The sequence below is a fragment of the Pseudomonas yamanorum genome (assembly GCF_013386765.1).
Lineage (GTDB): Bacteria > Pseudomonadota > Gammaproteobacteria > Pseudomonadales > Pseudomonadaceae > Aquipseudomonas > Aquipseudomonas yamanorum_A.
Window position 1 is genome coordinate 1 of the sequence record NZ_JACARE010000020.1, and the last position, 20,201, is coordinate 20,201.

16 protein-coding genes and 1 pseudogene are annotated in these 20,201 nt (G+C 61.9%); 12 read left to right on the top strand and 5 right to left on the bottom strand.

Translation table 11 applies throughout. From position 1 onward, the window contains the following. Window positions 1-268 precede the first annotated feature (268 nt). The 4 genes from HX875_RS17070 (at window position 269) to HX875_RS17085 (ending at window position 5,365) form a co-directional block, all read left to right on the top strand. Window positions 269-778, top strand: coding sequence for a sigma-70 family RNA polymerase sigma factor (locus HX875_RS17070; protein WP_177044053.1), 510 nt, complete (start codon window positions 269-271; stop codon window positions 776-778). Between the two features lie 9 nt (window positions 779-787). Beyond that, the gene (locus HX875_RS17075) at window positions 788-1,744 is read left to right on the top strand and encodes a FecR domain-containing protein (RefSeq protein WP_177044054.1); all 957 of its coding nucleotides are present in this window, start codon (window positions 788-790) and stop codon (window positions 1,742-1,744) included. Window positions 1,745-1,835: 91 nt separating this feature from the next. Continuing rightward, complete coding sequence (locus HX875_RS17080) at window positions 1,836-3,629, top strand: ABC transporter ATP-binding protein (RefSeq protein ID WP_177044055.1); 1,794 nt, start codon at window positions 1,836-1,838, stop codon at window positions 3,627-3,629. Beyond that, a complete protein-coding gene (locus tag HX875_RS17085) occupies window positions 3,623-5,365 on the top strand; it encodes an ABC transporter ATP-binding protein (RefSeq protein WP_177044056.1) in 1,743 nt (580 codons plus the stop codon). Before HX875_RS17080 ends, HX875_RS17085 begins: the two co-directional genes overlap by 7 nt. Before the next feature lie 31 nt (window positions 5,366-5,396). Here the strand turns inward: HX875_RS17085 and HX875_RS17090 are convergent, their stop codons facing one another. Continuing rightward, complete coding sequence (locus HX875_RS17090; protein WP_177044057.1) at window positions 5,397-7,136, bottom strand: dipeptidase; 1,740 nt, start codon at window positions 7,134-7,136, stop codon at window positions 5,397-5,399. 199 nt (window positions 7,137-7,335) lie between these two features. On the opposite strand from HX875_RS17090, the gene HX875_RS17095 reads away from it, so the two are divergent. After that, window positions 7,336-8,259 carry an ADP-ribosylglycohydrolase family protein gene (locus tag HX875_RS17095; protein ID WP_177044058.1) on the top strand — a complete coding sequence of 308 codons (924 nt, stop codon included), beginning with the start codon at window positions 7,336-7,338 and terminating at the stop codon, window positions 8,257-8,259. 7 nt (window positions 8,260-8,266) lie between these two features. On the opposite strand, the gene rtcR is transcribed toward HX875_RS17095, so the two are convergent. Continuing rightward, entirely contained in the window at window positions 8,267-9,874 is a 1,608-nt protein-coding gene (rtcR, locus tag HX875_RS17100; RefSeq protein WP_177044059.1) for an RNA repair transcriptional activator RtcR, read from the bottom strand. A 204-nt stretch (window positions 9,875-10,078) separates the two neighbouring features. On the opposite strand from rtcR, the gene HX875_RS17105 reads away from it, so the two are divergent. The 5 genes from HX875_RS17105 (at window position 10,079) to HX875_RS17125 (ending at window position 16,651) form a co-directional block, all read left to right on the top strand. Beyond that, a complete protein-coding gene (locus HX875_RS17105) occupies window positions 10,079-11,629 on the top strand; it encodes a vWA domain-containing protein (protein WP_177044060.1) in 1,551 nt (516 codons plus the stop codon). Window positions 11,630-11,966: 337 nt separating this feature from the next. Beyond that, window positions 11,967-13,193: an RtcB family protein gene (locus tag HX875_RS17110; protein WP_177044061.1), complete on the top strand. Its 1,227-nt coding sequence runs from the start codon at window positions 11,967-11,969 to the stop codon at window positions 13,191-13,193. Window positions 13,194-13,197: 4 nt separating this feature from the next. Further along, the gene (locus tag HX875_RS17115) at window positions 13,198-14,529 is read left to right on the top strand and encodes a PBS lyase (RefSeq protein WP_177044062.1); all 1,332 of its coding nucleotides are present in this window, start codon (window positions 13,198-13,200) and stop codon (window positions 14,527-14,529) included. A gap of 35 nt (window positions 14,530-14,564) precedes the next feature. Then, window positions 14,565-15,590, top strand: a complete 1,026-nt coding sequence (rtcA, locus tag HX875_RS17120; RefSeq protein WP_177044063.1) for an RNA 3'-terminal phosphate cyclase — start codon at window positions 14,565-14,567, stop codon at window positions 15,588-15,590. A 104-nt stretch (window positions 15,591-15,694) separates the two neighbouring features. Then, complete coding sequence (locus HX875_RS17125) at window positions 15,695-16,651, top strand: Dyp-type peroxidase (RefSeq protein WP_177044064.1); 957 nt, start codon at window positions 15,695-15,697, stop codon at window positions 16,649-16,651. Here the strand turns inward: HX875_RS17125 and HX875_RS33170 are convergent. Together HX875_RS33170 and HX875_RS17130 are read right to left on the bottom strand one after the other, a co-directional pair. Next, a pseudogene (locus HX875_RS33170) lies at window positions 16,650-16,730 on the bottom strand (outer membrane lipoprotein carrier protein LolA); the annotation flags it as partial. The gene HX875_RS17125 and the pseudogene HX875_RS33170 sit on opposite strands and share 2 nt — an antisense overlap. Window positions 16,731-16,747: 17 nt before the next feature. Further along, on the bottom strand, window positions 16,748-17,617 hold the full coding sequence (locus HX875_RS17130; protein ID WP_177044065.1) for an undecaprenyl-diphosphate phosphatase: 870 nt from the start codon (window positions 17,615-17,617) through the stop codon (window positions 16,748-16,750). Between the two features lie 190 nt (window positions 17,618-17,807). Between HX875_RS17130 and HX875_RS17135 the strand changes: the two genes are divergently transcribed. Next, complete coding sequence (locus HX875_RS17135) at window positions 17,808-18,314, top strand: GNAT family N-acetyltransferase (RefSeq protein ID WP_177044096.1); 507 nt, start codon at window positions 17,808-17,810, stop codon at window positions 18,312-18,314. Between the two features lie 4 nt (window positions 18,315-18,318). Here HX875_RS17135 and HX875_RS17140 read toward each other — a convergent pair whose 3' ends face one another. Next, complete coding sequence (locus HX875_RS17140; protein WP_177044066.1) at window positions 18,319-19,275, bottom strand: GlxA family transcriptional regulator; 957 nt, start codon at window positions 19,273-19,275, stop codon at window positions 18,319-18,321. Between the two features lie 167 nt (window positions 19,276-19,442). Between HX875_RS17140 and HX875_RS17145 the strand changes: the two genes are divergently transcribed. After that, entirely contained in the window at window positions 19,443-20,120 is a 678-nt protein-coding gene (locus HX875_RS17145; protein ID WP_177044067.1) for a type 1 glutamine amidotransferase domain-containing protein, read from the top strand. Window positions 20,121-20,201 lie beyond the last annotated feature (81 nt).

Consider the following 20,201-nt stretch of genomic DNA (forward strand, 5'->3'; position numbering starts at 1 on the left):
TCGTGCTGCCTGCGTTCGGGCACACCGAGCATTAGCGAGGTGCCGAGTGGTGGGGCAAGAGCGTTTTGCTTACTTTTGCGCTTTTCAAAAGTGAGCCGCTGTAAGAGCGGAACCAATCGTGGCCGTTACAAAAATAACGGATATGTACACCTCAGCCCCCCCAACCCCCCGCATTGCACCCACGCCCCAGAGCCGATAGTCTTGCAAACTGTTACCAACAACCCAATGCCCCAGCACTCCCGGGACCATTGGGTAAAAGGAGAGGTTTGTGAACATCGGACAGTTCGCCTTTCAACGCCAGGTTGAAAATCTATACGTCGACAACAACAGCTGGCTACGCACCCTGTTGCGCAATAAGCTGGGCAACGCGTTCGACGCCGCCGACCTGGCCCACGACGTCTACCTGCAACTCATGCGCAAGGGCCAACTCCCGCCCACCGGCGAGTCCCGGCGCCACCTCACCCAGATCGCCAACGGCCTGGTCATCGACCTCTACCGCCGCCGCCAGATCGAATCCGCCTACCTGCAAGCCCTGACCCTGTTACCCGAACCCTGCGCCGCCGATGAAGAAACCCGCGCCCTGGCCATCGAAGCCCTGATCGAAATCGACGCCGCCCTGCACAGTCTCCCACCCAAGGCCCGCCAGGCCCTGTTGCTGTGCAAGCTCGACGGCCTGAGCTACCGCGAGATCGCCGCCCAACTGCAAGTCTCCATCTCCTCGGTAGAAAAATACATCGCCGCCGGCCTGTTGGCCTGCTACCAGACCCTGCACGGCTGACCCGTCGCGATGTCGATCGAGCAGCCCATTTCCCCCGCTATCATTGAGCGCGCCACCGCCTGGATGGCCCGCCTGTGGGCCGATGACGCCAGCGAGGATGACCACGCCAACTGCCTGCGCTGGCGCGCCGAACACCCCCACCACGAACTGGCATGGACCCGCCTGCTGGGCTTCGAGCAAAAACTCCACAGCGTACCGGCGCCAGTAGCCAAACACACCCTGGCCGAACCCGCTGCCCCCGACTCCCTCAACCGGCGCAGTACCCTGCGACTGCTGGGCCTGTTGGTCGCAGCCGGCAGCCTCGCCTACGGCGTGCGCCGCACCGACACCTGGCAACTGGCGAGTGCCGGGCACAGCACCCGCACCGGCGAAGTGCGCGAGGTCGCATTGCCCGACGGCACCCGCGTGGTGCTGGCGTCTGCCTCGGCGATTGACGTGCAGTTCGACGACCACCAGCGCCTGGTACTGCTGCGGGCCGGCGAGGTGTTCATCACCACCGCGCCTTCACCCCGGCCGTTTCGGGTGCAGACGCGCCAAGGCCTGCTTCAGGCCCTGGGCACACGTTTCAGCGTGCGCCAATGCGACGACAGTTGCCGGTTGGCGGTGCTGGAGGGCGCCGTGCAGGTGCAGCCCGAACACGGCGCGGGCGTGCGGGTGGATGCCGGCCACGGCGCAAGCATTTCCAGGAATCAGGTGAAACCCATCGCGCAGGTGACAGACCGCAGCGTCGCCTGGGTCAAGGGCCTGTTGGTGGCCGACGGTACGCGGCTCGATGAGCTGGTCGCCGAACTGGCGCGCTACCGTCCGGGTGTGCTGCGTTGTGCGCCGGAGGTGGCCATGCTCCGGGTCAGCGGCGTGTTGCACCTGGCCGATACCGACCTGGCCCTGGACAACCTGGCGGCTGCGTTGCCAATACAGGTGATCCGGCGCACCCGCTACTGGGTGACCGTCAGCGCCCCTGCCTGAAAATTATTTCCGGTTCCGATTGAGGGTTTTGGCTGCTCGTTCGGAAGATAAGGTAAGGGCGAGCAAAAGCTCATTCAGTCAGGGAGACTTCATGAGTAACAGGGATACGGCTGCGGCCAAACCCAGGGGCCGGGGCGCGGTCTCGCAGGTATTGCGGCCGGCACGCGGGCGACTGATCGCCGCCGCACTGCTGGCCGGTGTGGGCAGCATGCTGACGCTGGTGCCGCTGGGCGGCATCGTGCATATCGCCAGGATCGCCCTCGGCGAGCCGTCGATTGCCCAGGCATCGGGCGAGGTGTGGTTGACCATCATCGTCAGCCTGGCGAGCCTGTTCGCGGGCATGTTGTTGATGACGGTTGCCGAGGCTGTGGCGCATCTGGCCGACAACCACATCACTCGCCATTTGCGCCTGGCCATCGCCGAGCGTCTGAGCCAGGTGCCGCTGGGCTGGTTCACCGAGCGGGCGTCCGGTGAGGTCAAGCAGGCGCTGCAGGACGACATCGGCACCTTGCATAGCCTGACGGCGCATTTCTATACCACCGTGGGCCGCTGTGCCGGGGCGGTCTTGCTGGCGGTGGTCTATCTGTTCACGGTTGACTGGCGTATGGCGCTGGTCTCGCTGCTGCCGTTTCCGGGGTTTTTCCTGTTCTTTGCCAGGGCGATGAAAGCCAGCGGCAGCAACATGGGCTCCTTTGTCGAGCGCATGACCCGGGTCAATAACGCGGTGGTCGAGTTCGTCAACGGCATTCCGGTGGTCAAGGCCTTCGGCGCGACCGGCAAGGCCCACGCGAGTTACCGTGAGGCAGTGGATGATTTCAGCGAGGCGTTCGTTGAGTTCACCCGGCCGCTGGTGGGGACGATGGCCAATGCCAACGCGATGATCGCCCCGGTGACCGTGCTCGCAATGGTGCTGACGTTCGGCCTGGTATTTGTGAGTCTTGGCTGGATTGAGGCCGTCGACGTGCTGCCATTTGCCATTGTCGCACCGGGTATTTGCGCGCCGCTGATGCTGCTGAGTTACATCACCCACGATCTGAACAACGCCGTGGGTGCCGCCGAACGTATGCAGGCACTCCTCGCGACACCGGTGCTGGCGCAGGTGGCCCCGGGGTCCGAGCGGCTGCCCAAGGACGCCGAAGTGCGCGTCGAACACCTCGGCTACGCCTACCACCCGCAGCACCCTGTGCTGTCGGATATCAGCTTCACCCTCAAGCCCGGCACCGTGACCGCCATCGTCGGCGCCTCGGGCTCGGGCAAGTCGACCCTGGCGCGCCTGCTGCTGCGTTTTTTCGATCCGACCGAGGGGCGTATCACCCTGGGCGGCGTCGACCTGCGACAGATCGAGACCGCGCAGCTCTACAGCCTGATCGGTTTTGTGCTGCAGGAGGTGCGCTTGATTCATGCCAGCGTTGCCGAAAACATCGCCCTCGGCCGGCCCAGCGCCAGCCAGAAGGAGATCGAGGCGGCCGCACGCGCCGCGAATATCCATGAGTGCATCATCGGCTTGCCCCGGGGCTACGCCTCGGTGATCGGTGAGGACGCGCAGCTGTCCGGTGGCGAGCAGCAGCGCATCAGCATCGCCCGTGCGGTATTGCTGGCACCCCCGGTGCTGGTGCTGGACGAGCCCACGGCCGCCGCCGATGCCGGGAACGAGGTGGCGATCCAGGAGGCGCTCTCGCGTTTTGCCCAGGGCCGCACGCTGCTGGTGATCGCCCACCGCCTCGATACGGTGATGCACGCCGACCACATCATCGTGCTGGAAAACGGTCGCATCGTTGAGCAGGGTAACCATCCTCGACTGATCGCACAGGAAGGCCGCTACGCACGCCTGTGGGCGTCGGGCGGTTACAAACAGACCCGTGAACAGGCGCTGCCGACATGCTGAAAACCTTTATCGAACTGTTGGGCGACGACGTCCCGGTGTTGCATCGCTATGTCGGCAAGGTGGTGTTCTACGGCGCGTTGTGCGGGCTGACCATCGCTGCGCTGGTGCCGGTGCTGACCGACATGCTCAACGGTGATCTTGCCGAAGCCGCGCTGTGGCTGGTGGTGTTTCTGGCAGCGGTGGCAACGTGTTGGGCCACCCGGCGGGAAGTCGAAAAGGCCGGTGTCGCAGTGGGTGTGGCGGTGCTGCAAGGCGGTCGTCAGCGCATCGGCGATCATGTGGCCGGATTGCCTGTGGGCTGGTTCACGCCCGATAACACCGCGCGACTCAACCATGTGGTGACCCAAGGCATGATGGCCGTGGCCCAGTTGCCCGCCCATGTGTTTACCCCGGTGCTCAGCGGCGTGGTGACGCCATTGGTGCTGGTGCTCGCGCTGTTTGTGCTGAACTGGAAAATGGGGCTCATTGCGTTAGTCGCGCTGCCGATGCTCGGCGCTGCATTTTGGTTCAGTGCGCGGCTGGGGCGGCGTGCCGACCGGGCGTTCCAGCGTAGTTCGGCCGAGACCAGCCAGCGCATGCTGGAGTTCGCCCAGTCGCAGTCGGTGTTGCGCGCGTTCAGTGGTGGCGGCAGTACGGTGTTCCTGCAACGGGCGATTGAGCAGCAGCATGCGACCGGGGCACGCTTGATTCTTCTGTCGGCGACCTCGGTGCTGCTGAATATGTGGCTTGTGCAGATGGTATTCGCCGCGTTGTTGATTGCCGCCGCACTGTGGCTTGACGCGTACCTGGGGAATGCCTTGCACGTGGGCTCGGTGATTGCGGTGATGGTGTCGCTGTTGCTGGTCAGCCGCTTCATTGACCCGCTGCTGGAGGTGGCCGGCTATGGCGAGACCTTGCGCGGTGCCGGCGGGCAACTTGAGGCGGTGCGCGAGATCCTCGCTGCTTCGCCGCTGAAGGAGCCGGGCGCGCCGCAATCTCCACGGGATGCCTCGGTGGAACTGTTTGACGTGAGTTTTCGACACCCGGCCGGTCCCAGGGACGTGCTGCGGGGGGTGAACCTGCGTATCGAGCCCGGCAGCATGACCGCGCTGGTGGGGGCTTCCGGCTCGGGCAAGACCACGCTATTGCGCCTGGTCGCACGGTTTTTCGAGGTCAGTCAGGGCCAGGTGTGTGTCGGGGGCGTGGACGTGCGGCAGATGTCCGGCGAGCAACTCAACGCGCAGATCAGCCAGATCTTCCAGGATACCTACCTGTTCCAGGGTAGCGTCGCCGACAACATTCGCCTCGGCAAACCCGACGCCAGCGACGCGCAAGTACTGGAGGCCGCGCGGCAGGCTGGTGTGCAAGAGCTTATCGAGCGCCTGCCCATGGGCCTGTCGACCACGGTGGGTGAGGGCGGGGCACGCCTGTCCGGTGGCGAGCGTCAGCGTGTCGCCATCGCCCGTGCGTTGATCAAGGGTGCGCCGATCCTGCTGGTGGACGAAGCCACTGCGGCACTGGACGCGGAAAACCAGGCGATCATCGCCGACACCCTGGCGCGCCTGCGCGGCAAGTGCACGTTGATCGTGATCGCGCATCAGTTGTCGACGGTGGTGATGGCCGACCAGATCGTGGTGCTCGACGAGGGGCGGGTCGTGGAGCAGGGCACGCCTGAACAGTTGACGGCCCGCCAAGGGCGGTATGCGCGGTTCCTGGCGCAGCGGCGGGCGTCGAAGGGGTGGCGTATCGCTTGGTAGACCCGCCAGGGCGGCGGGCCTGAAAGGTTACTCAGAGCTTCGGCAGTTGCCCGATGCGGCCCATCATTTCAGTGACGATCTGCAGGTCCAGCAGGAACTGGTCGACGGTCTTGAACTCGTTGTCGGTATGGCCGGTGTACTTGACCTCTGGCCGCGCCAGGCCGAACTGCACGCCGTTGGGCAACTCATGCACGGAGGTGGCGCCGGCCGAGGTGCCGTACTTGTGCTCCATGCCCAGGTTCTCGCTGGCCACCGCCAGCAGCGCCTTGACCCACTCGCCTTCAGGGTTGCGGTACATCGGCTCGGCGATCGAGTAGTCAAAACTCACGGCCACGTGGTTTTTCTTGGTCCAGGCTGCCAGCTTGTCGGCGATTTCAGCCTTGAGCACTTGCGGCGACTTGCCCTTCGGTACCCGCAGGTTGACTGCCAGCTTGAAGGTGTTGTCGTCCTCGCCCACATAGGTCAGCGAGGTGGTCAGCGGCCCCATGAACGCATCGGAGAAGCCCACGCCCAGCTTGCCGCCAAGGTAGTCCAGGCCCCAGTTGTTGGCGGCGTAACGCGCGGCGTCGGTGAACTGGTTGTGCTTGAGCGCCACCTTGCCGTCGAGGCTGTTGAGGAAGTCGAGCACCCGGGCGACCGGGTTCACCCCGGATTGCGGTTCGGAGGAGTGGGCGGACACGCCGGTGACGGTCAACTGCACGTCCTTGCCGACCACCTTGGCCGCCACTTCGAAGTCGCCGCCATTGCGCTTGGCGTACTCGCTGCCGGCCTTTTGCAGGCTGGCGGCCAGTTCGGCGGGCTTGTCGCTGAGCAAGGTCACCACCGATGCCGACGGAATCTGGTTGGTGGCCTTGCCGCCGGTCATCGAGATGATTTCTGCGCCTTTGCCTTCAGCCTTGCGCTTGGGGAACTTGGCCATGACCGTGCCGTAGCCTTTCTCGGCGATCACCACCGGGTAGCCGCCGTCCAGCGCCAGGTTGTAGTTAGGCGTTGGGTTGTGTTCGAAATAGTACGGGATCGCGTCGCCGGAGGTTTCCTCGGTAGTGTCCACCAGCAGCTTGAAATTGCGCGCCAGGGGCAGCTTCTCTTCCTTGATCACCTTCATCGCGTACATCGCCACCACGATGCCGTTCTTGTCATCTTCGGTGCCGCGGCCATACATGCGGTCGCCGATCAGCGTGACCTTGAACGGGTCGAGCTTGGTGCCGTCTTTCAGCACCCAGTTCTCCGGGGTTACCGGCACCACATCGGCGTGGGCGTGGATACCGACCACTTCATCGCCGCTGCCTTCCAGGGAAATCTCGTAGACGCGGTTGTCGATATTGCGGAAATTCAGGTTGAACGACTCGGCGAGGCTCTTGATCTTGGCGGCGATCTTGATGAACTCGGGGTTGTCATGCTGAGCCACACCGGCCACCTGGAAGGTCGGAATCTCCACCAGCTCGCGCAGGGTTTCGGTGGCGGCTGCGCCGTACTTCACCCGCGCATACAGGCCCAGCAGGCGGTGAATTTCGTTCTGCTGGTCAGCGCTCAGGTCCTTGTTGTCTAGGAAGGCACTGATGGCCGGGCCGAGGTTGTCGCTCTTGGCCACATCACTCTTGGCCAGGCTGGCGAGGAACTGCCGGAAATCCTTGACCGAGGCATCGCTGAAGGTCTTCAGGATGACGGCGTTGTGTTGTGGGGTGAGGTTGGCTTGAGCCTGGGTGGTGAACACCGAAAGGCTGGCCGCCATCAGGGTGGCTACGGCCAGTTGCTTGAGGGAAAAATCCATTGCTGAGGGCATTCCTTTGCAGGGAGTGAGTGAGAAATGTCTGATCGAAAGGTCAGAAACAATTTCACACACTACCATCGGGAGGTGGGAGGAGGGGAGTGCCTGAGTCGGAAATTTCCCAGAGAAATGCGCGGCGCCCCACAGAGCGGGAAGCTCCGGTATGGTTCTCTGCTTGGGGTGTTATTTGTGCAAAGGAGTGATGTTGATGAAGCTTTCAGACCGTTACCGCGGCAGCCTGCTTGGCCTGGCGTGTGGTGATGCGGTAGGGACCACGGTTGAGTTCATGCGCCGTGGTTCGTTTGCTCCGGTTACCGATATGGTCGGTGGTGGACCCTTCCAGCTTTTGCCGGGCCAGTGGACGGATGACACGTCCATGGCGCTGTGTCTGGCCGAAAGCCTGCTGCGCAAGAGTGGTTTTGACGCTGCCGATCAGATGGGGCGTTATCTGAACTGGTGGAAGTGGGGCTATCTGAGCTCGACGGGGGAGTGTTTCGATATTGGTACGACGGTTCGTGATGCATTGGCGCAGTATCAGCTCAGCGGTGACCCGTTCGCAGGCTCTACGGACCCATACTCGGCGGGTAACGGGTCGATGATGCGCCTGGCTCCGCTGGTGCTGTTCTATTTTCCTGATGCCGAGCGGCTGCGTGAGTTCACCGTCGACAGTTCTCGCACTACCCATGGCGCGTTGGAGGCGATTGAGTGCTGCCTGGTACTGGCGGAGTGTATTGCGAACGCGCTGCGCGGAGATCCGAAAGCGCAGGTAGTGAAGGTGGACTATCTGAAGTTAAGCCAACCCAAAGTTGCCGACATTGCCAGCGGCCACTACCTCGATAAGGCGCGCAGCGACATCGTTGGTTCGGGTTACGCAGTGGCTTCGCTTGAGGCGGCGTTGTGGTGTTTTCATCACACCGACAGCTTTGCCGAAGCCGTTTTGGTCGCGACAAACCTGGGCGATGACGCCGACACCACTGCGGCAATCGTGGGGCAGTTGGCCGGCGCGTATTACGGTGTGCAAGGCATTCCGGCCGAATGGCTGGGCAAGCTATGGCAGCGTGAAGATATTCAGGAAACTGCCGACGCGTTGTTTCAGGCTGCACAAATCCAGGCTGCCGCATTTTAGATATCCATCAGCCCTTCAACTCCGCCAACTGCTTCCATTCAATCGAAAACCGCGCCAGGTATTTGCGCAAGCGGTCGGCATCGTTCGGTTGCGCCTTGGCTTGTCGGGAGACGCCGAACAGGCGCCTTCCCGCATCGGAAGTACTGTCGGACTGGCGGCAGATTTCGATCACGGCGTTGAGTTGCAACTGGTCGAACAGGTCCAGTTCGGTATCGACGCCCAGGCGTGACAGCCAATCGTTTTGCGGCGACTCCAGGCCCCAGGCATAGCGCAGTCGATCGATTTCTTCCTGGGTCTGGCTTTCGTCGATGCGCCCGCTGTCCGCCAGGGTGGCCATGCGCGTGATGGACGCCGACAGTTCGCGAAAGTTGCCCAGCCACGCCGCTTCGCTGGAGCAGGCAAAAGCGAGGTAACGCCGGCGTGCTTCCAGGTTGAAGCGCACCACCTGACCTTGTTCGCGCGCGTGGCGCTCCAATTCGAAGTCGATGTTGGGCTCGATGTCTTCGCGGCGCCCGGCCAGGCCCGGCAAGTCGAAGGTCCAGAGGTTGATCCGGGCGTACAGGTCTTCGCGGAACAGCCCTTCGGCGACGCGGCCGCGCAGGTCGCGGTGGGTGCCGGCGATGATCAGGAAGTCGCTGGTGACCTCCTGGTCGCCACCGAGGGGGAAGAAGCGCTTCTCTTCGACGGCCTTGAGCAGCATTGCCTGCTCGTCGAGCCCCAGTTCGCCGATCTCATCCAGAAACAACATGCCGCCGTCTGCCGCGCGCAACAAACCATCGCGGGCGTTCTGGGCGCCGGTGAAGGCGCCTTTGATATGACCGAACAGTGCCGACATCGCGCCATCGCCGCGCAAGGTGGCGCAGTTGACTTCGACGAAGCGCCCCTGGACTTGATGCCGGCTGCGCTTGAGTTCGTAGATGCGCCGCGCGAGGAATGACTTGCCGGCACCGGTGGGACCGATCAGCAGCATCGGCGCCTTGGAGCGTACGGCTACGCGTTCGATCTGTTCGATGGAGCGGTTGAAGGCCGGGTTGCGGGTGGCGATTCCGGATTTGAGGAAGGCCAGGCTTTCCAGACGCTTGTGGGCGAAGCGCGATGCGATGCGGTCGTAGCGTGACAGGTCGAGATCGATCAGGGCATGGGTGCCGGTGGCGCGCTCTTCTTCGTTGCGACGACGAGCCGGGGAGGTCTGGATTAACCGGGCGGGCAGGTAGCGTGCTTCCGTCAGCAGGAACCAGCAGATTTGCGCGACGTGGGTGCCGGTCGTGATGTGGACCAGGTAGTCCTCGTGGTCGGTATCGAAGCGGTAAGCGGCGGTGAAATCGTGCAACGCGCCGTACACCTCCTCGAAATCCCAGGGGTTCTTCAGGTGCATCGGGTGCAGCCGCACCTCGGTTTCCGGCGATACCTGCTGGATGTCGTCGCGGACTCGCTGAGCCAGGCTGACGTCGCGGGCATCGATGCCGTGAATCAGTTCGAGGCGATTAATCAGTACCTCTTGCTGCTGGCAGAGGCCCACGCTGGGGCGCCAATGGTTCCAGCGGTTGGCACCTTTGCCGACCCGGTCGAGGGTTGAGCCGATAAAGCCGATGGCAACGGTGCGTTTTTGACTCATGGTGATACCAAAATATATATGACGATATGTAAGGATAAGTAATTTGTGATGCGAATGTCACCGCTGCTGAGCGGTGAAATGACTAAAATTAAAAATAACTATATAAAACAAATAGATAAAAAATTTTCACGTTCAAAAAATAAAACTGGCATGGCGGCTGCAATAACTCTCGCAACGAAACACACAACAGAGCGAGACGCCACGATGGCCAACTCCCAAGTCTTCAACACCCAGCAGGCGAAACTGCCTGCATGCGACACCTTGAACGCTACACAGGTACCGGCTTATGCCTACAGCGCCAAGCACAAACTGGCCCAGCTGGCGGTCACCGGTTGCTTAAACCAGACCTTCCACGCCTCAGCTGAAAGCCAGCTGGACAGCGTGTTGCAACTGGCCGGCGAGCTGGACAGCCGTTATGTCGCCAAGGTCGCGTGTTATGCCCGCCGCCAGGGCCACATGAAAGACATGCCGGCGTTGCTGTTGGCCGCATTGGTGGCTCAGCGTTCGGTGATGGTGCCGCAGATGTTCGAGCAGGTCGTGGACAGCGGCAAAATGTTGCGCAACTTCGTTCAAATCCTGCGCAGCGGAGTGACCGGACGCAAATCCCTGGGTTCGCAGCCCAAGCGCCTGGTACAGAACTGGTTGAACACCGCGACGGAGCGTCAGTTGTTGCAAGCCTCGGTGGGGAATCAACCGTCGTTGGCGGATGTGGTGAAAATGGTTCACCCCAAGCCCACTGAACCATGGCGTGAAGCGTTCTTCGCCTGGTTGATCTGGCGGCCAGTGGATGTGCAGGCCTTGCCGGAGTTGACCCGGGCTTTGCTCGCCTTTCGTAGCGGTTCAAGCACCGAAGTACCAGCGGTACCGTTCCAGTTGCTTGGAAACGAGAAGCTCAGCAAGGAACAGTGGGCTGCCCAGGCCGATAACATGGGCTGGCAGGCGCTGCGCATGAACCTCAACACCTTTGCCCGCCAGGGCGCGTTCGAGGTGCCAGGGTTTGCATGGCAAGTGGCGGCGCGATTGGCTGATGCAGAGGCGATCGCCAAGGCGCGGGTGTACCCGTACCAGTTGCTGGCCGCGTATCGGATGGTGGGAGATGACGTACCGGCGTGTGTCCGGGAGGCCTTGCAGGATGCTCTTGAGTTGTCCCTGGCCAACGTGCCGGTGTTGCAGGGTTCGGTAGTGGTTTGCCCTGATGTGTCGGGCTCGATGCACAGCCCGGTGACCGGTTACCGCGAGGGCGCCACGAGCGCTGTACGCTGCATCGATGTGGCGGCCTTGATTGGCGCCGCGATCTTGCGCAAGCAGCCGGACGCACGCTTGATGCCGTTTGAAAATCATGTGGTGGATATCCGGCTCAACCCGCGTGACAGTGTGATGAGCAATGCGCAGAAACTGGCAGCTATCGGCGGAGGCGGGACCAACTGTTCGGCGCCGCTGGCCAAGATAGCCGGCGCCAAAATGAAAGTGGACACGGTGATACTGGTGTCCGACAACGAGTCGTGGATTGATGCAAGGCGCCAGCGCGGTACCGAAACCATGCGCCAATGGGAACTGATCAAACAGATCAACCCGCAAGCGCGGTTGGTGTGTATCGATATGCAGCCGGGCGCGACGACGCAGGCGGCGGACCGCCAGGACATTTTGAATGTGGGAGGCTTCAGTGATGCGGTATTTGATGTGATCGCACAGTTCGCCGAAGGGCGCTACGGTGCGCAACATTGGGTAGAGGCGATTGAAGCAATGGAAGTTTGATTTCACTGGTGCTGAATGCTGACCGGACTACATCAAAAGACGTCTCGTCAACCCTTGTCAGCGTCAGTGACGGCACGAATGCCTGTGGCTGTACATCTCTGGTAAGCCGGTATGTTCCGGCGCTCAGTCACACTTTTTGTCGTGCCACCTTTTTACGATTTTGGCAGTGAATGCCACGGGTACTCCTTCGTGTCGCAGGTTCGATTCCTGCCCCGGCAACGGGTAGCTCAGTTGGTAGAGCAGCGTATCTGTGATCCCTTGTCACTGCCTACGGGCCTGGCCCATTTATTCAAGGACTACGCCGCCTGAGTGTGGCGAATGGAAAAGAGTCGAGAACATGCAAGCACCTACTTTTCAACTGCTGGAAGTTGCCAACGGCAAGCCCATCAAACTCTGGACCCAAGGAGTGCCGGTGGAGCCGGAAGCTCGCCAGCAATTGATGAACACGGCGAAGATGCCATTCATTTTCAAGCACCTTGCGGTGATGCCGGATGTGCATCTGGGCAAGGGCTCCACCATTGGCAGCGTGATACCCACCGTGGGCGCGATTATCCCGGCCGCCGTTGGCGTGGATATCGGCTGTGGCATGATCGCCGCGCGCACCTCGCTGACTGCCGCTGACCTGCCGGATAACCTCCATGGTCTGCGTTGCGCGATTGAAGCGGCGGTGCCCCATGGTCGAACCAGCGGCCGCAACGGGCGTGACAAGGGTGCCTGGGACAGTATTCCGCAGCAGGCCGATGTTGCGTGGGCGGCATTGCACCCGCGTTTCAAAAAGATCACCGACAAGTACCCGAAGCTGCTGAAAACCAACAACCGCCAACACCTCGGGACGTTGGGCTCGGGTAACCACTTTGTCGAAGTCTGCCTGGATGAAGCCAACCGCGTCTGGTTCATGTTGCACAGCGGTTCCCGTGGCGTTGGCAATGCCATTGGCAACCTGTTTATCCAGTTGGCTCAAGAGGACATGCGTCAGCACATCGCCAACTTGCCGGATCGGGACCTGGCCTATTTCGAAGAGGGCAGTGAGCACTTCGATGATTATGTTGAAGCAGTCGGCTGGGCCCAGGACTTCGCCCGGCAGAACCGTGAGCTGATGATGCAGGCGGTGGTTCAGGCGACGCGTAAGGTGATCCACAAACCGTTTGAGGTGGCGCTGGAGGCGGTGAACTGCCACCACAACTACGTGCAAAAAGAACGGCATTTTGGTGACGACATCCTGGTTACTCGCAAGGGTGCGGTGTCGGCAAAGAAAGGTGAGTTGGGGATTATCCCGGGCTCGATGGGCGCGAAAAGTTTCATCGTGCGCGGGTTAGGTAACGAAGAGTCGTTCTGTTCCTGCAGCCACGGCGCTGGTCGGACCATGAGCCGCACCAAGGCCAAAAACACCTTCACGGTTGCTGACCAGGTGCGCGCGACGGCCCACGTGGAATGCCGCAAGGACGCCGCGGTAATCGATGAGATTCCGATGGCCTACAAGGACATCGACCAAGTCATGCACGCCCAGCGCGAGTTGGTGGAAGTGCTGCATACCTTGCGCCAGGTGGTGTGTGTAAAAGGATAGGGCAATGAACAGCATGCAAGCGTTGGAGCGTTATCGGGCATTGGATCTCAATCGTGCTGATGACGCTCAGAGGTATGTACGGGAAGTACTGGCCATCCAGGGCGCAAATGAATCCTGGCTCACCCTTAGCAGGTTCGGTAATGGGTATGTCCGGGAAATAGCGGTTCGCGCGCTGGCTGGGCACACCTCGCACCAAGCCCTGGAGGCACTGCTGGAACGCCTGAATGATTGGGTGCCGCAGGTTCGCGAGCAAGCGGTGCTGGGGGTTGAACGCTTCCTTGTAGAGGAGCGTGCCGAGTTGTGGTTGCAGGTATTGGGCGCGGTGCTGGCGTTGGCGGGAAAGGGCCGTGCTGACCACGACCTGACGTTGGCCAAGGTACGCCGTTTGCTGGTAGCGCATCAGGTGCGGCCGGCCGCGCAAGCCGCTTTTGTTGGCAGCCGTGGCAAGACGGCACGGTTTCTCTTTGAGCTGCTGCAGGATGGCTCGCAGGAGTTGGTGGCGTTGGCGCTGGAGCATGCCGATGTGTCGGTTCGCCAGCGAGGCGTTGATGCCAGTGCTGGTCTGCCGGCGCCTCAGGCCTTGCCTTTGCTCGAAAAGGCGATGAGCGACTCTGCCGCCAGCGTACGGGTCATGGTGCTGCGCAGGTTGCTGACGTTGGTCCAGGACCCGCGCGGATACCTGCGTAGTGCACTGCTGGAGGCATCGCCGGCTATGCGCTCGCTGGCAAGATGGGCAGCCCCTCGCTGGCGGCTGGATTGTCGTGAAGTGCTGTTGGCGCGGCTGAGTGCAGAACCTGCGCAGACTCGCCGCGAATGGCTGGGATTGATCGGACTGGTCAAGGACCTGAACGAGGTCTCGGTTGACGAGATGATAGTGCCGGCTTTCATGTCGCCATCGCCGCATGTCCGGCAGTTGGTGCTTGAAGCGCTGGGTGATCGCGGCCTGGCGTTGCAACTCCGGGCCCTAGACGACTCCTCGGCGAAGGTCTTCAGATGTGCAGTGGCGCTCCTGAACCAGCAGTCGTGGGCGGTTATCGATGGCGCGGTGGAGGCGCTCCTGGATAGTCAGTGGCATGCGTTGCCGGACGATCGTCGGCGAGCACTGCTAGGGCTCAAGCCGCTATGGAGGCAGCTTGAGTACTTGCTGGAGCGTTTTGCGCTGTCGTCGAGTGATTCGGCCTACTGGCTGGAGAGGGTGAGCGCCTGGTGTGATGAGCAATACACCCTGGTCGATCCGCAAACGCCCAAGGCAGTACGCGATGCCTTGTTGATGCAGGTCCAGCAATTAGAGGGCGGTGAGTTGCTGCCTCCTGGGACTTCAAGACGGCTGCACTGAAACAAACGTTGGAGCACTACGCATAAGGAATGGATATGAACCAGGATGTGATCGAACTGGACGGCGCGATGGGCGGCGGCCAAGTGTTGCGCAGCGGCCTGAGCCTGTCGATGGTGACCGGGCGTACGCTGCGGATTAAAAATATTCGCGCCAGGCGCAGTCGGCCAGGGCTGTTGCGTCAGCACTTGACGGCAGTGCTGGCCGCCGCCGAGGTGTGTGGCGCGCGGGTTGAAGGTGCTGAACTGGGTTCCCAGGCGTTGCTGTTCGAGCCGGGGCGGATCCAGGGTGGGGACTATACGTTCTCTATCGGCACGGCCGGTAGTTGCACCCTGGTATTGCAAACGTTGCTGCCGGCATTGCTGCTGGCTCTGCAGCCCAGCCGTGTCAGCATTTGCGGCGGCACCCACAACCCGATGGCGCCTCCGGTGGATTTCCTTGAGCGTGCCTGGTTGCCGCAACTGCGGCGGATGGGCGCCCGGGTCGAGCTGACGCTGGCACGTCATGGCTTTGTACCGGCTGGCGGTGGTGAGCTTGTGGCATTTATACATCCAAGCACATTGATGCCATTGCACCTCACTGATCGGGGTGAATTGAAGGGCGCCTGTGCCACCACGTTGAGTGCCGGGCTGCCCGTTCACGTCGCCGAGCGCGAGCTGGAACGTGTTCGTCAGCGGTTGTCCATCAGCCCGGAGCAGTTGCGCGCGGTGAATCTTGATCCGGAGCATGGGCCGGGCAATGTCCTGTTGTTGGAATATGCTCATGCGCATGTCACCGAAGTGTTCAGTGCCTTTGGCCAGGCGCGATTGCGAGCAGAGGCGGTAGCCGACCAGGCTATCGAGCAGGCGCTCGAGTGGCTTGCCAGTGAAGCGGTCGTCGCCGAGCATCTGGCCGACCAGCTATTGCTGCCGATGGCACTTGCCGGCGGCGGCAGTTTCACCACGCTGCGGATGACCGAGCACTTGCAGAGCAACATGGCGGTGGTCCAGCGGTTTTTGCCGGTGGTTATTGAATGCCACGAGCAAGGCCCTCAATTGCTTAGGATTGAATGCCGGGCGCTGTAGCCCGGCAAACGGGACCGATCTCTAAGCGCTGAGCCGCGACCGTCCGTCTTCTGTCTGCTAATCTGCCGTCGTTGAAATCCCGACCGCCACCCGTGGACCTTCCAATGACAACGCCAACCGATCAGAACCTCGAACCCCAATCCGTCTGCAGCCCGATCACCAGCAGCGCCATTTTCATGGTTGCCACCCTGGCTCCCGGCAGCGATTCAGCCGAGGCAGTACGCAGTTGGTGCGCCGATATTGCAGGTCTGGTGCGCTCGGTCGGCAAGCGTGTGCCGGCCGGCAACCTGACGTGTGTTGCAGGTTTTGGCTCAAAGGCGTGGGACGCACTGTTTGGCGGCCCGCGTCCGGCAGCGTTGCATCCGTTCAAGGAAGCGGGCGTGGCAGGGCGCCTGGCGCCGGCCACGCCGGGGGATATCCTGCTGCACATTCGTGCCGAGCAGATGGACCTGTGTTTTGAGTTGGCCACCCAGTTGATGGCGGCGCTGGGGGACGCGGTGACGGTGGTGGATGAGGTCCAGGGTTTCCGTTACTTCGACATGCGCAGCATCATCGGCTTTGTCGACGGCACCGAGAACCCGGTAGGGCGCAAGGCGGTGGGTTTCACCATCGTCGGGGATGAGGACCCAAATTTCAGCGGCGGCAGCTATGTAATGGTGCAGAAGTACCTGCACAACATGAAGGCCTGGAATGAATTGTCGGTGGAGGCGCAGGAACGGGTGATCGGGCGCACCAAATTGTCGGACATCGAGCTCGACGATGCGACCAAGCCGAGCAATTCCCACAGCGCGCTGACCACCATCACCAAGGACGGCGAGGAAGTGAAGATCCTGCGGGACAACATGCCCTTCGGCCGACCGGGTGCGGGGGAGTTTGGTACGTATTTCATCGGCTACGCGCGGTCGCCGGAGCCTTTGGAATTGATGCTGGAGAATATGTTTGTCGGTCGACCGGCCGGTAACTATGACCGCCTGCTGGACTTCAGCACGGCGGTCACCGGCGGCCTGTTCTTCATACCGTCAGCGGATTTGCTCGAAGAACTGGCCGACCGCGCGCCTTAACTGTAGGAGCGAGCTTGCTCGCGAAAAACTTCCAGGCACCGCGTTTATTCAAGCTTGGCGCGTCATCGTTAACGACCATCGCGAGCAAGCTCGCTCCTACAGGAATCCGGTGCTCACCGCCACAATCAGGAATACCCCCAGCACTGCGCGGTAAATCACAAACGGCCAGGTGGAGAACCGCTCCAGGAACTTCATCAGGCCCCAGATTGCGAAGAACGCCGAGACGCTGGCAACCACCAGGCCAAAGATCAGATGCGGCCAGGCGTGGGCCGGCAGCTCGGCGTGGAACAACACCCACAGCTCCTTCAAGCCCGCCAGGGCGATCGCCGGCAAGCCCAGCAGGAACGAAAACCGCGCCGCTTCTTCACGCTTGAAGTTGAGGAACAGGGCGGCAGTCAGGGTCGAGCCCGAGCGGGAAACCCCTGGAATCAGCGCGCCGATCTGCGCAATGCCGACAATCAATGCATCCCGCAGGCGCATTTCCCCCACCGTGCGCTTATGCCTCGCGCTTAGCTCCGCTGCCGCCAGCAGCACCGCCATCACCAGGCAGGAAATCCCGATCACCATCAAGCCACGCAACGGCGAGTTGCAGGAGTTGAGCGTCGACGACAAGGCAATCCCGGCGATACCAATCGGAATCGTCGCCAGCACAATGGCCACCGCCAACTTGAACCATTGGTTGTTGTAGTCACCCTGGCGCACCGCGTTGATGCTGCCCACCGTGACCTGGCGCACATCCTTCCAGAAGTAACTGACCACTGCGGCCAATGCAGCCAATTGCATGGCGGCGGAAAACGCCGAGCCCGGATCCGGCCAGCCGAGCAGGGCGGGCACGATGCGCATGTGGGCGGTGGAAGACACAGGCAACAATTCTGTGATGCCTTGAATGATGCCCAGGATGCCGATTTGCAGGTAATCCAGGGACGCAAAGCCGACATCGAGGCCGCTGGTGCAGACGTTTGTCAAAGTACTGATCCTGAAAACAAGGGGAAGGAAGTGCTGCGGAGTTTAGTCTAACTTTGTAATGATTTTGTCGTTGACAAGAGAAAAGCGCAATTGATTCAGCAAGCAGAAAGCTTGGCGGATGGATTGGCATTGTCGGCGGCTTTTGTTGACAATGACGCCCTGTTTTTGTGCCGAGATGCCCATGCCTGCAATCCCCGATACCACCGTCGAATTGATCGAGACCGGCCCGGAACATGCCGCGTTGATCGCCAACCTTTACCAGTTCTACGCCTACGAGTCCTCGGACTGGGAACAGGAAGACGTCGAGGTGGACGGGCGCTTCTACATTCATGAGGAACACCTGGCCCGCTACTGGGAAGACCCACGGTGGAGCGCCAACCTGTTGTTGGTCGACGGTTTTATCGCCGGCTTCCTGCTGATCGAGGGCAGCGAACTGCCGGGGATCGACGCCCTGGAGCTGGCCGACCTGTTCATCTTGAAACGCTACCGCCGCAAAGGCATTGGCCGCGCCATCGCCACCCAGGTGTTGAGCAGCGGCGAGGCGAATTGGCTGGTGCGGTTCTATGACCAGGATGAAGTGAGTCAGGCGTTCTGGCGCTCGGTGCTGGATAACCTGCCGCGCCCGGTGCAGGCCATCGAGCTGGATGATGAGCCGAACCTGCTGAGTTTCCTGGTGACTCGGGCGGCCCTGCACTAACCCATCAGTTGAATGCTGCGCCAGCCCCGGCACTGAACAGCGCCGCCTGCATCACCTGCGGCGGCTGCCCGAACGCCCGCAGGAATGCCTGGCGCATGCGCTCGCGATCACCGAACCCGGTCTCGCGGGCGACCACTTCCACCGGATGCCTGCTGGTCTCCATCATCGCCCGGGCCGCTTCCACCCGCAGGGACTCGATGGCCTTGGCCGGGGTTTGCCCGGTTTCCTCGCGAAACACCCGGCTGAACTGGCGCGGGCTGAGCCGGGCGACCGCCGCCAGCGCTTCGACGGAAAGGTCGTGGGTCAGGTTCTCCCGGGCGTAGGCCAGGGCCAGCTGCACGCGGTCGGATTTGGGGTCCAGCTCCAGCAACGCCGACAGTTGCGACTGCTCGCTGCCGCGCCGCTGGGCAATCACCAGCTTGCGCGCGATGCGCCGGGCGAGGTCGCTGCCCAGGTCGTTCTCTACCATGGCCAACGCCAGGTCCACCCCGGCGCTCATGCCGGCGCCGGTCCAGATCTGGCCGTCGACAACGAACAGTTTGTCTTCCTCCAGGCGAATCTGCGGGTAGCGCTTGGCAAAGGCCGGTGCGTGCAGCCAGTGAGTGGTGGCGCGCTTGCCCTCAAGCAACCCGGCCTCGGCCAGTACGAAGATGCCCATGCACAGCGAAGCAATCCGCCGCGACTGCTTCGAGGCCGCCTGCACCAGCTTCAACAGGTTGGCGTCAGGCAGTTGGAACTCCAGGTAACCGCTGACGATCAATGTGTCATAGCCCTCAGGCCTTATCAGCGTGCTGTTCACCGAAAAACCCTGGGACGTCATGATCGGGCCGCCACTCTCCGATACCAGGTGGAACTCATACGCCTGCTCGCCACGCAGCAGATTCGCGCACTCGAACACCGAGCCCAGGCTAAGGCTCAAGGATTGGAAGTTCGGGTAAACCATCAGCGCAATGCTGTGCATCTCATCTCTCCAGGGGGCGCGGAGCAGTGATTGTCGGCGTGTGCCGGGTAAACGGCAACCGGCATGGTGCAATGTCCGGAATCCTTGCGGACATGACATTGTGCGGTTCTGGCCCGGCTCCTAAGCTTGCTTCCATTCCAACCCACATCACCCCGAGGCACTGGCACATGAAAGTATTGATGGTTTTGACTTCTCACGACCAGCTTGGCAACACCGGCCGCAAGACCGGGTTCTGGCTCGAAGAATTTGCTGCTCCCTACTACGCGTTCAAGGACGCCGGGGCCGACGTGACCCTGGCCTCGCCGGCCGGTGGTCAGCCGCCGCTCGACCCGGTCAGCGACCTGCCGGACTCGCAGACCGACCAGACCCGCCGCTTTGCCTCCGACCCGGCGGCACAGCAGGCCCTGGCTACCACGCTGAAGCTGGACTCGGTCAACGCCGGCGACTTCGACACCGTGTTCTACCCAGGCGGCCACGGCCCGCTGTGGGACCTGGCTGAGTCGAAAACCTCCATCGCCCTGATCGAAGCCTTTGAGCGTGCCGGCAAGCCGATCGGCTTTGTGTGCCACGCCCCGGGCGCCTTGCGTCACGTCAAGGCGGTCAATGGTGAGCCGCTGGTCAAGGGCCGTCGTGTCACCGGCTTCTCCAACTCTGAAGAAGCGGCGGTTGGCCTGACTGACGTGGTGCCGTTCCTGATCGAAGATGATTTCAAGGCACTGGGCGGCAAGTATGAGAAAGGCGCCGACTGGCAGTCCTTTGTGATTGAAGATGGGCTGCTGGTCACCGGGCAGAATCCTGCCAGTTCCAGCGACGTTGCCAAGGCGCTGTTGAAGCTCACCGCGTAACCCGCAGAAACCCCCGAAAAAAAGCAAGTGGTTGGCGGCTCCCCTGACGGGGAGCCGGCAGCTTCTGCACGCCCGAAATTC

Coding starts and splice junctions, on each gene's coding strand:
- HX875_RS17075 (WP_177044054.1), top strand. CDS start 788: ATGTCGATCGAGCAGCCCATTTCCCCCGCTATCATTGAGCGCGCCACC.
- HX875_RS17080 (WP_177044055.1), top strand. CDS start 1,836: ATGAGTAACAGGGATACGGCTGCGGCCAAACCCAGGGGCCGGGGCGCG.
- HX875_RS17085 (WP_177044056.1), top strand. CDS start 3,623: ATGCTGAAAACCTTTATCGAACTGTTGGGCGACGACGTCCCGGTGTTG.
- HX875_RS17090 (WP_177044057.1), bottom strand. CDS start 7,136: ATGGATTTTTCCCTCAAGCAACTGGCCGTAGCCACCCTGATGGCGGCC.
- HX875_RS17095 (WP_177044058.1), top strand. CDS start 7,336: ATGTTGATGAAGCTTTCAGACCGTTACCGCGGCAGCCTGCTTGGCCTG.
- rtcR (WP_177044059.1), bottom strand. CDS start 9,874: ATGAGTCAAAAACGCACCGTTGCCATCGGCTTTATCGGCTCAACCCTC.
- HX875_RS17105 (WP_177044060.1), top strand. CDS start 10,079: ATGGCCAACTCCCAAGTCTTCAACACCCAGCAGGCGAAACTGCCTGCA.
- HX875_RS17110 (WP_177044061.1), top strand. CDS start 11,967: ATGCAAGCACCTACTTTTCAACTGCTGGAAGTTGCCAACGGCAAGCCC.
- HX875_RS17115 (WP_177044062.1), top strand. CDS start 13,198: ATGAACAGCATGCAAGCGTTGGAGCGTTATCGGGCATTGGATCTCAAT.
- rtcA (WP_177044063.1), top strand. CDS start 14,565: ATGAACCAGGATGTGATCGAACTGGACGGCGCGATGGGCGGCGGCCAA.
- HX875_RS17125 (WP_177044064.1), top strand. CDS start 15,695: ATGACAACGCCAACCGATCAGAACCTCGAACCCCAATCCGTCTGCAGC.
- HX875_RS17140 (WP_177044066.1), bottom strand. CDS start 19,275: ATGCACAGCATTGCGCTGATGGTTTACCCGAACTTCCAATCCTTGAGC.
- HX875_RS17145 (WP_177044067.1), top strand. CDS start 19,443: ATGAAAGTATTGATGGTTTTGACTTCTCACGACCAGCTTGGCAACACC.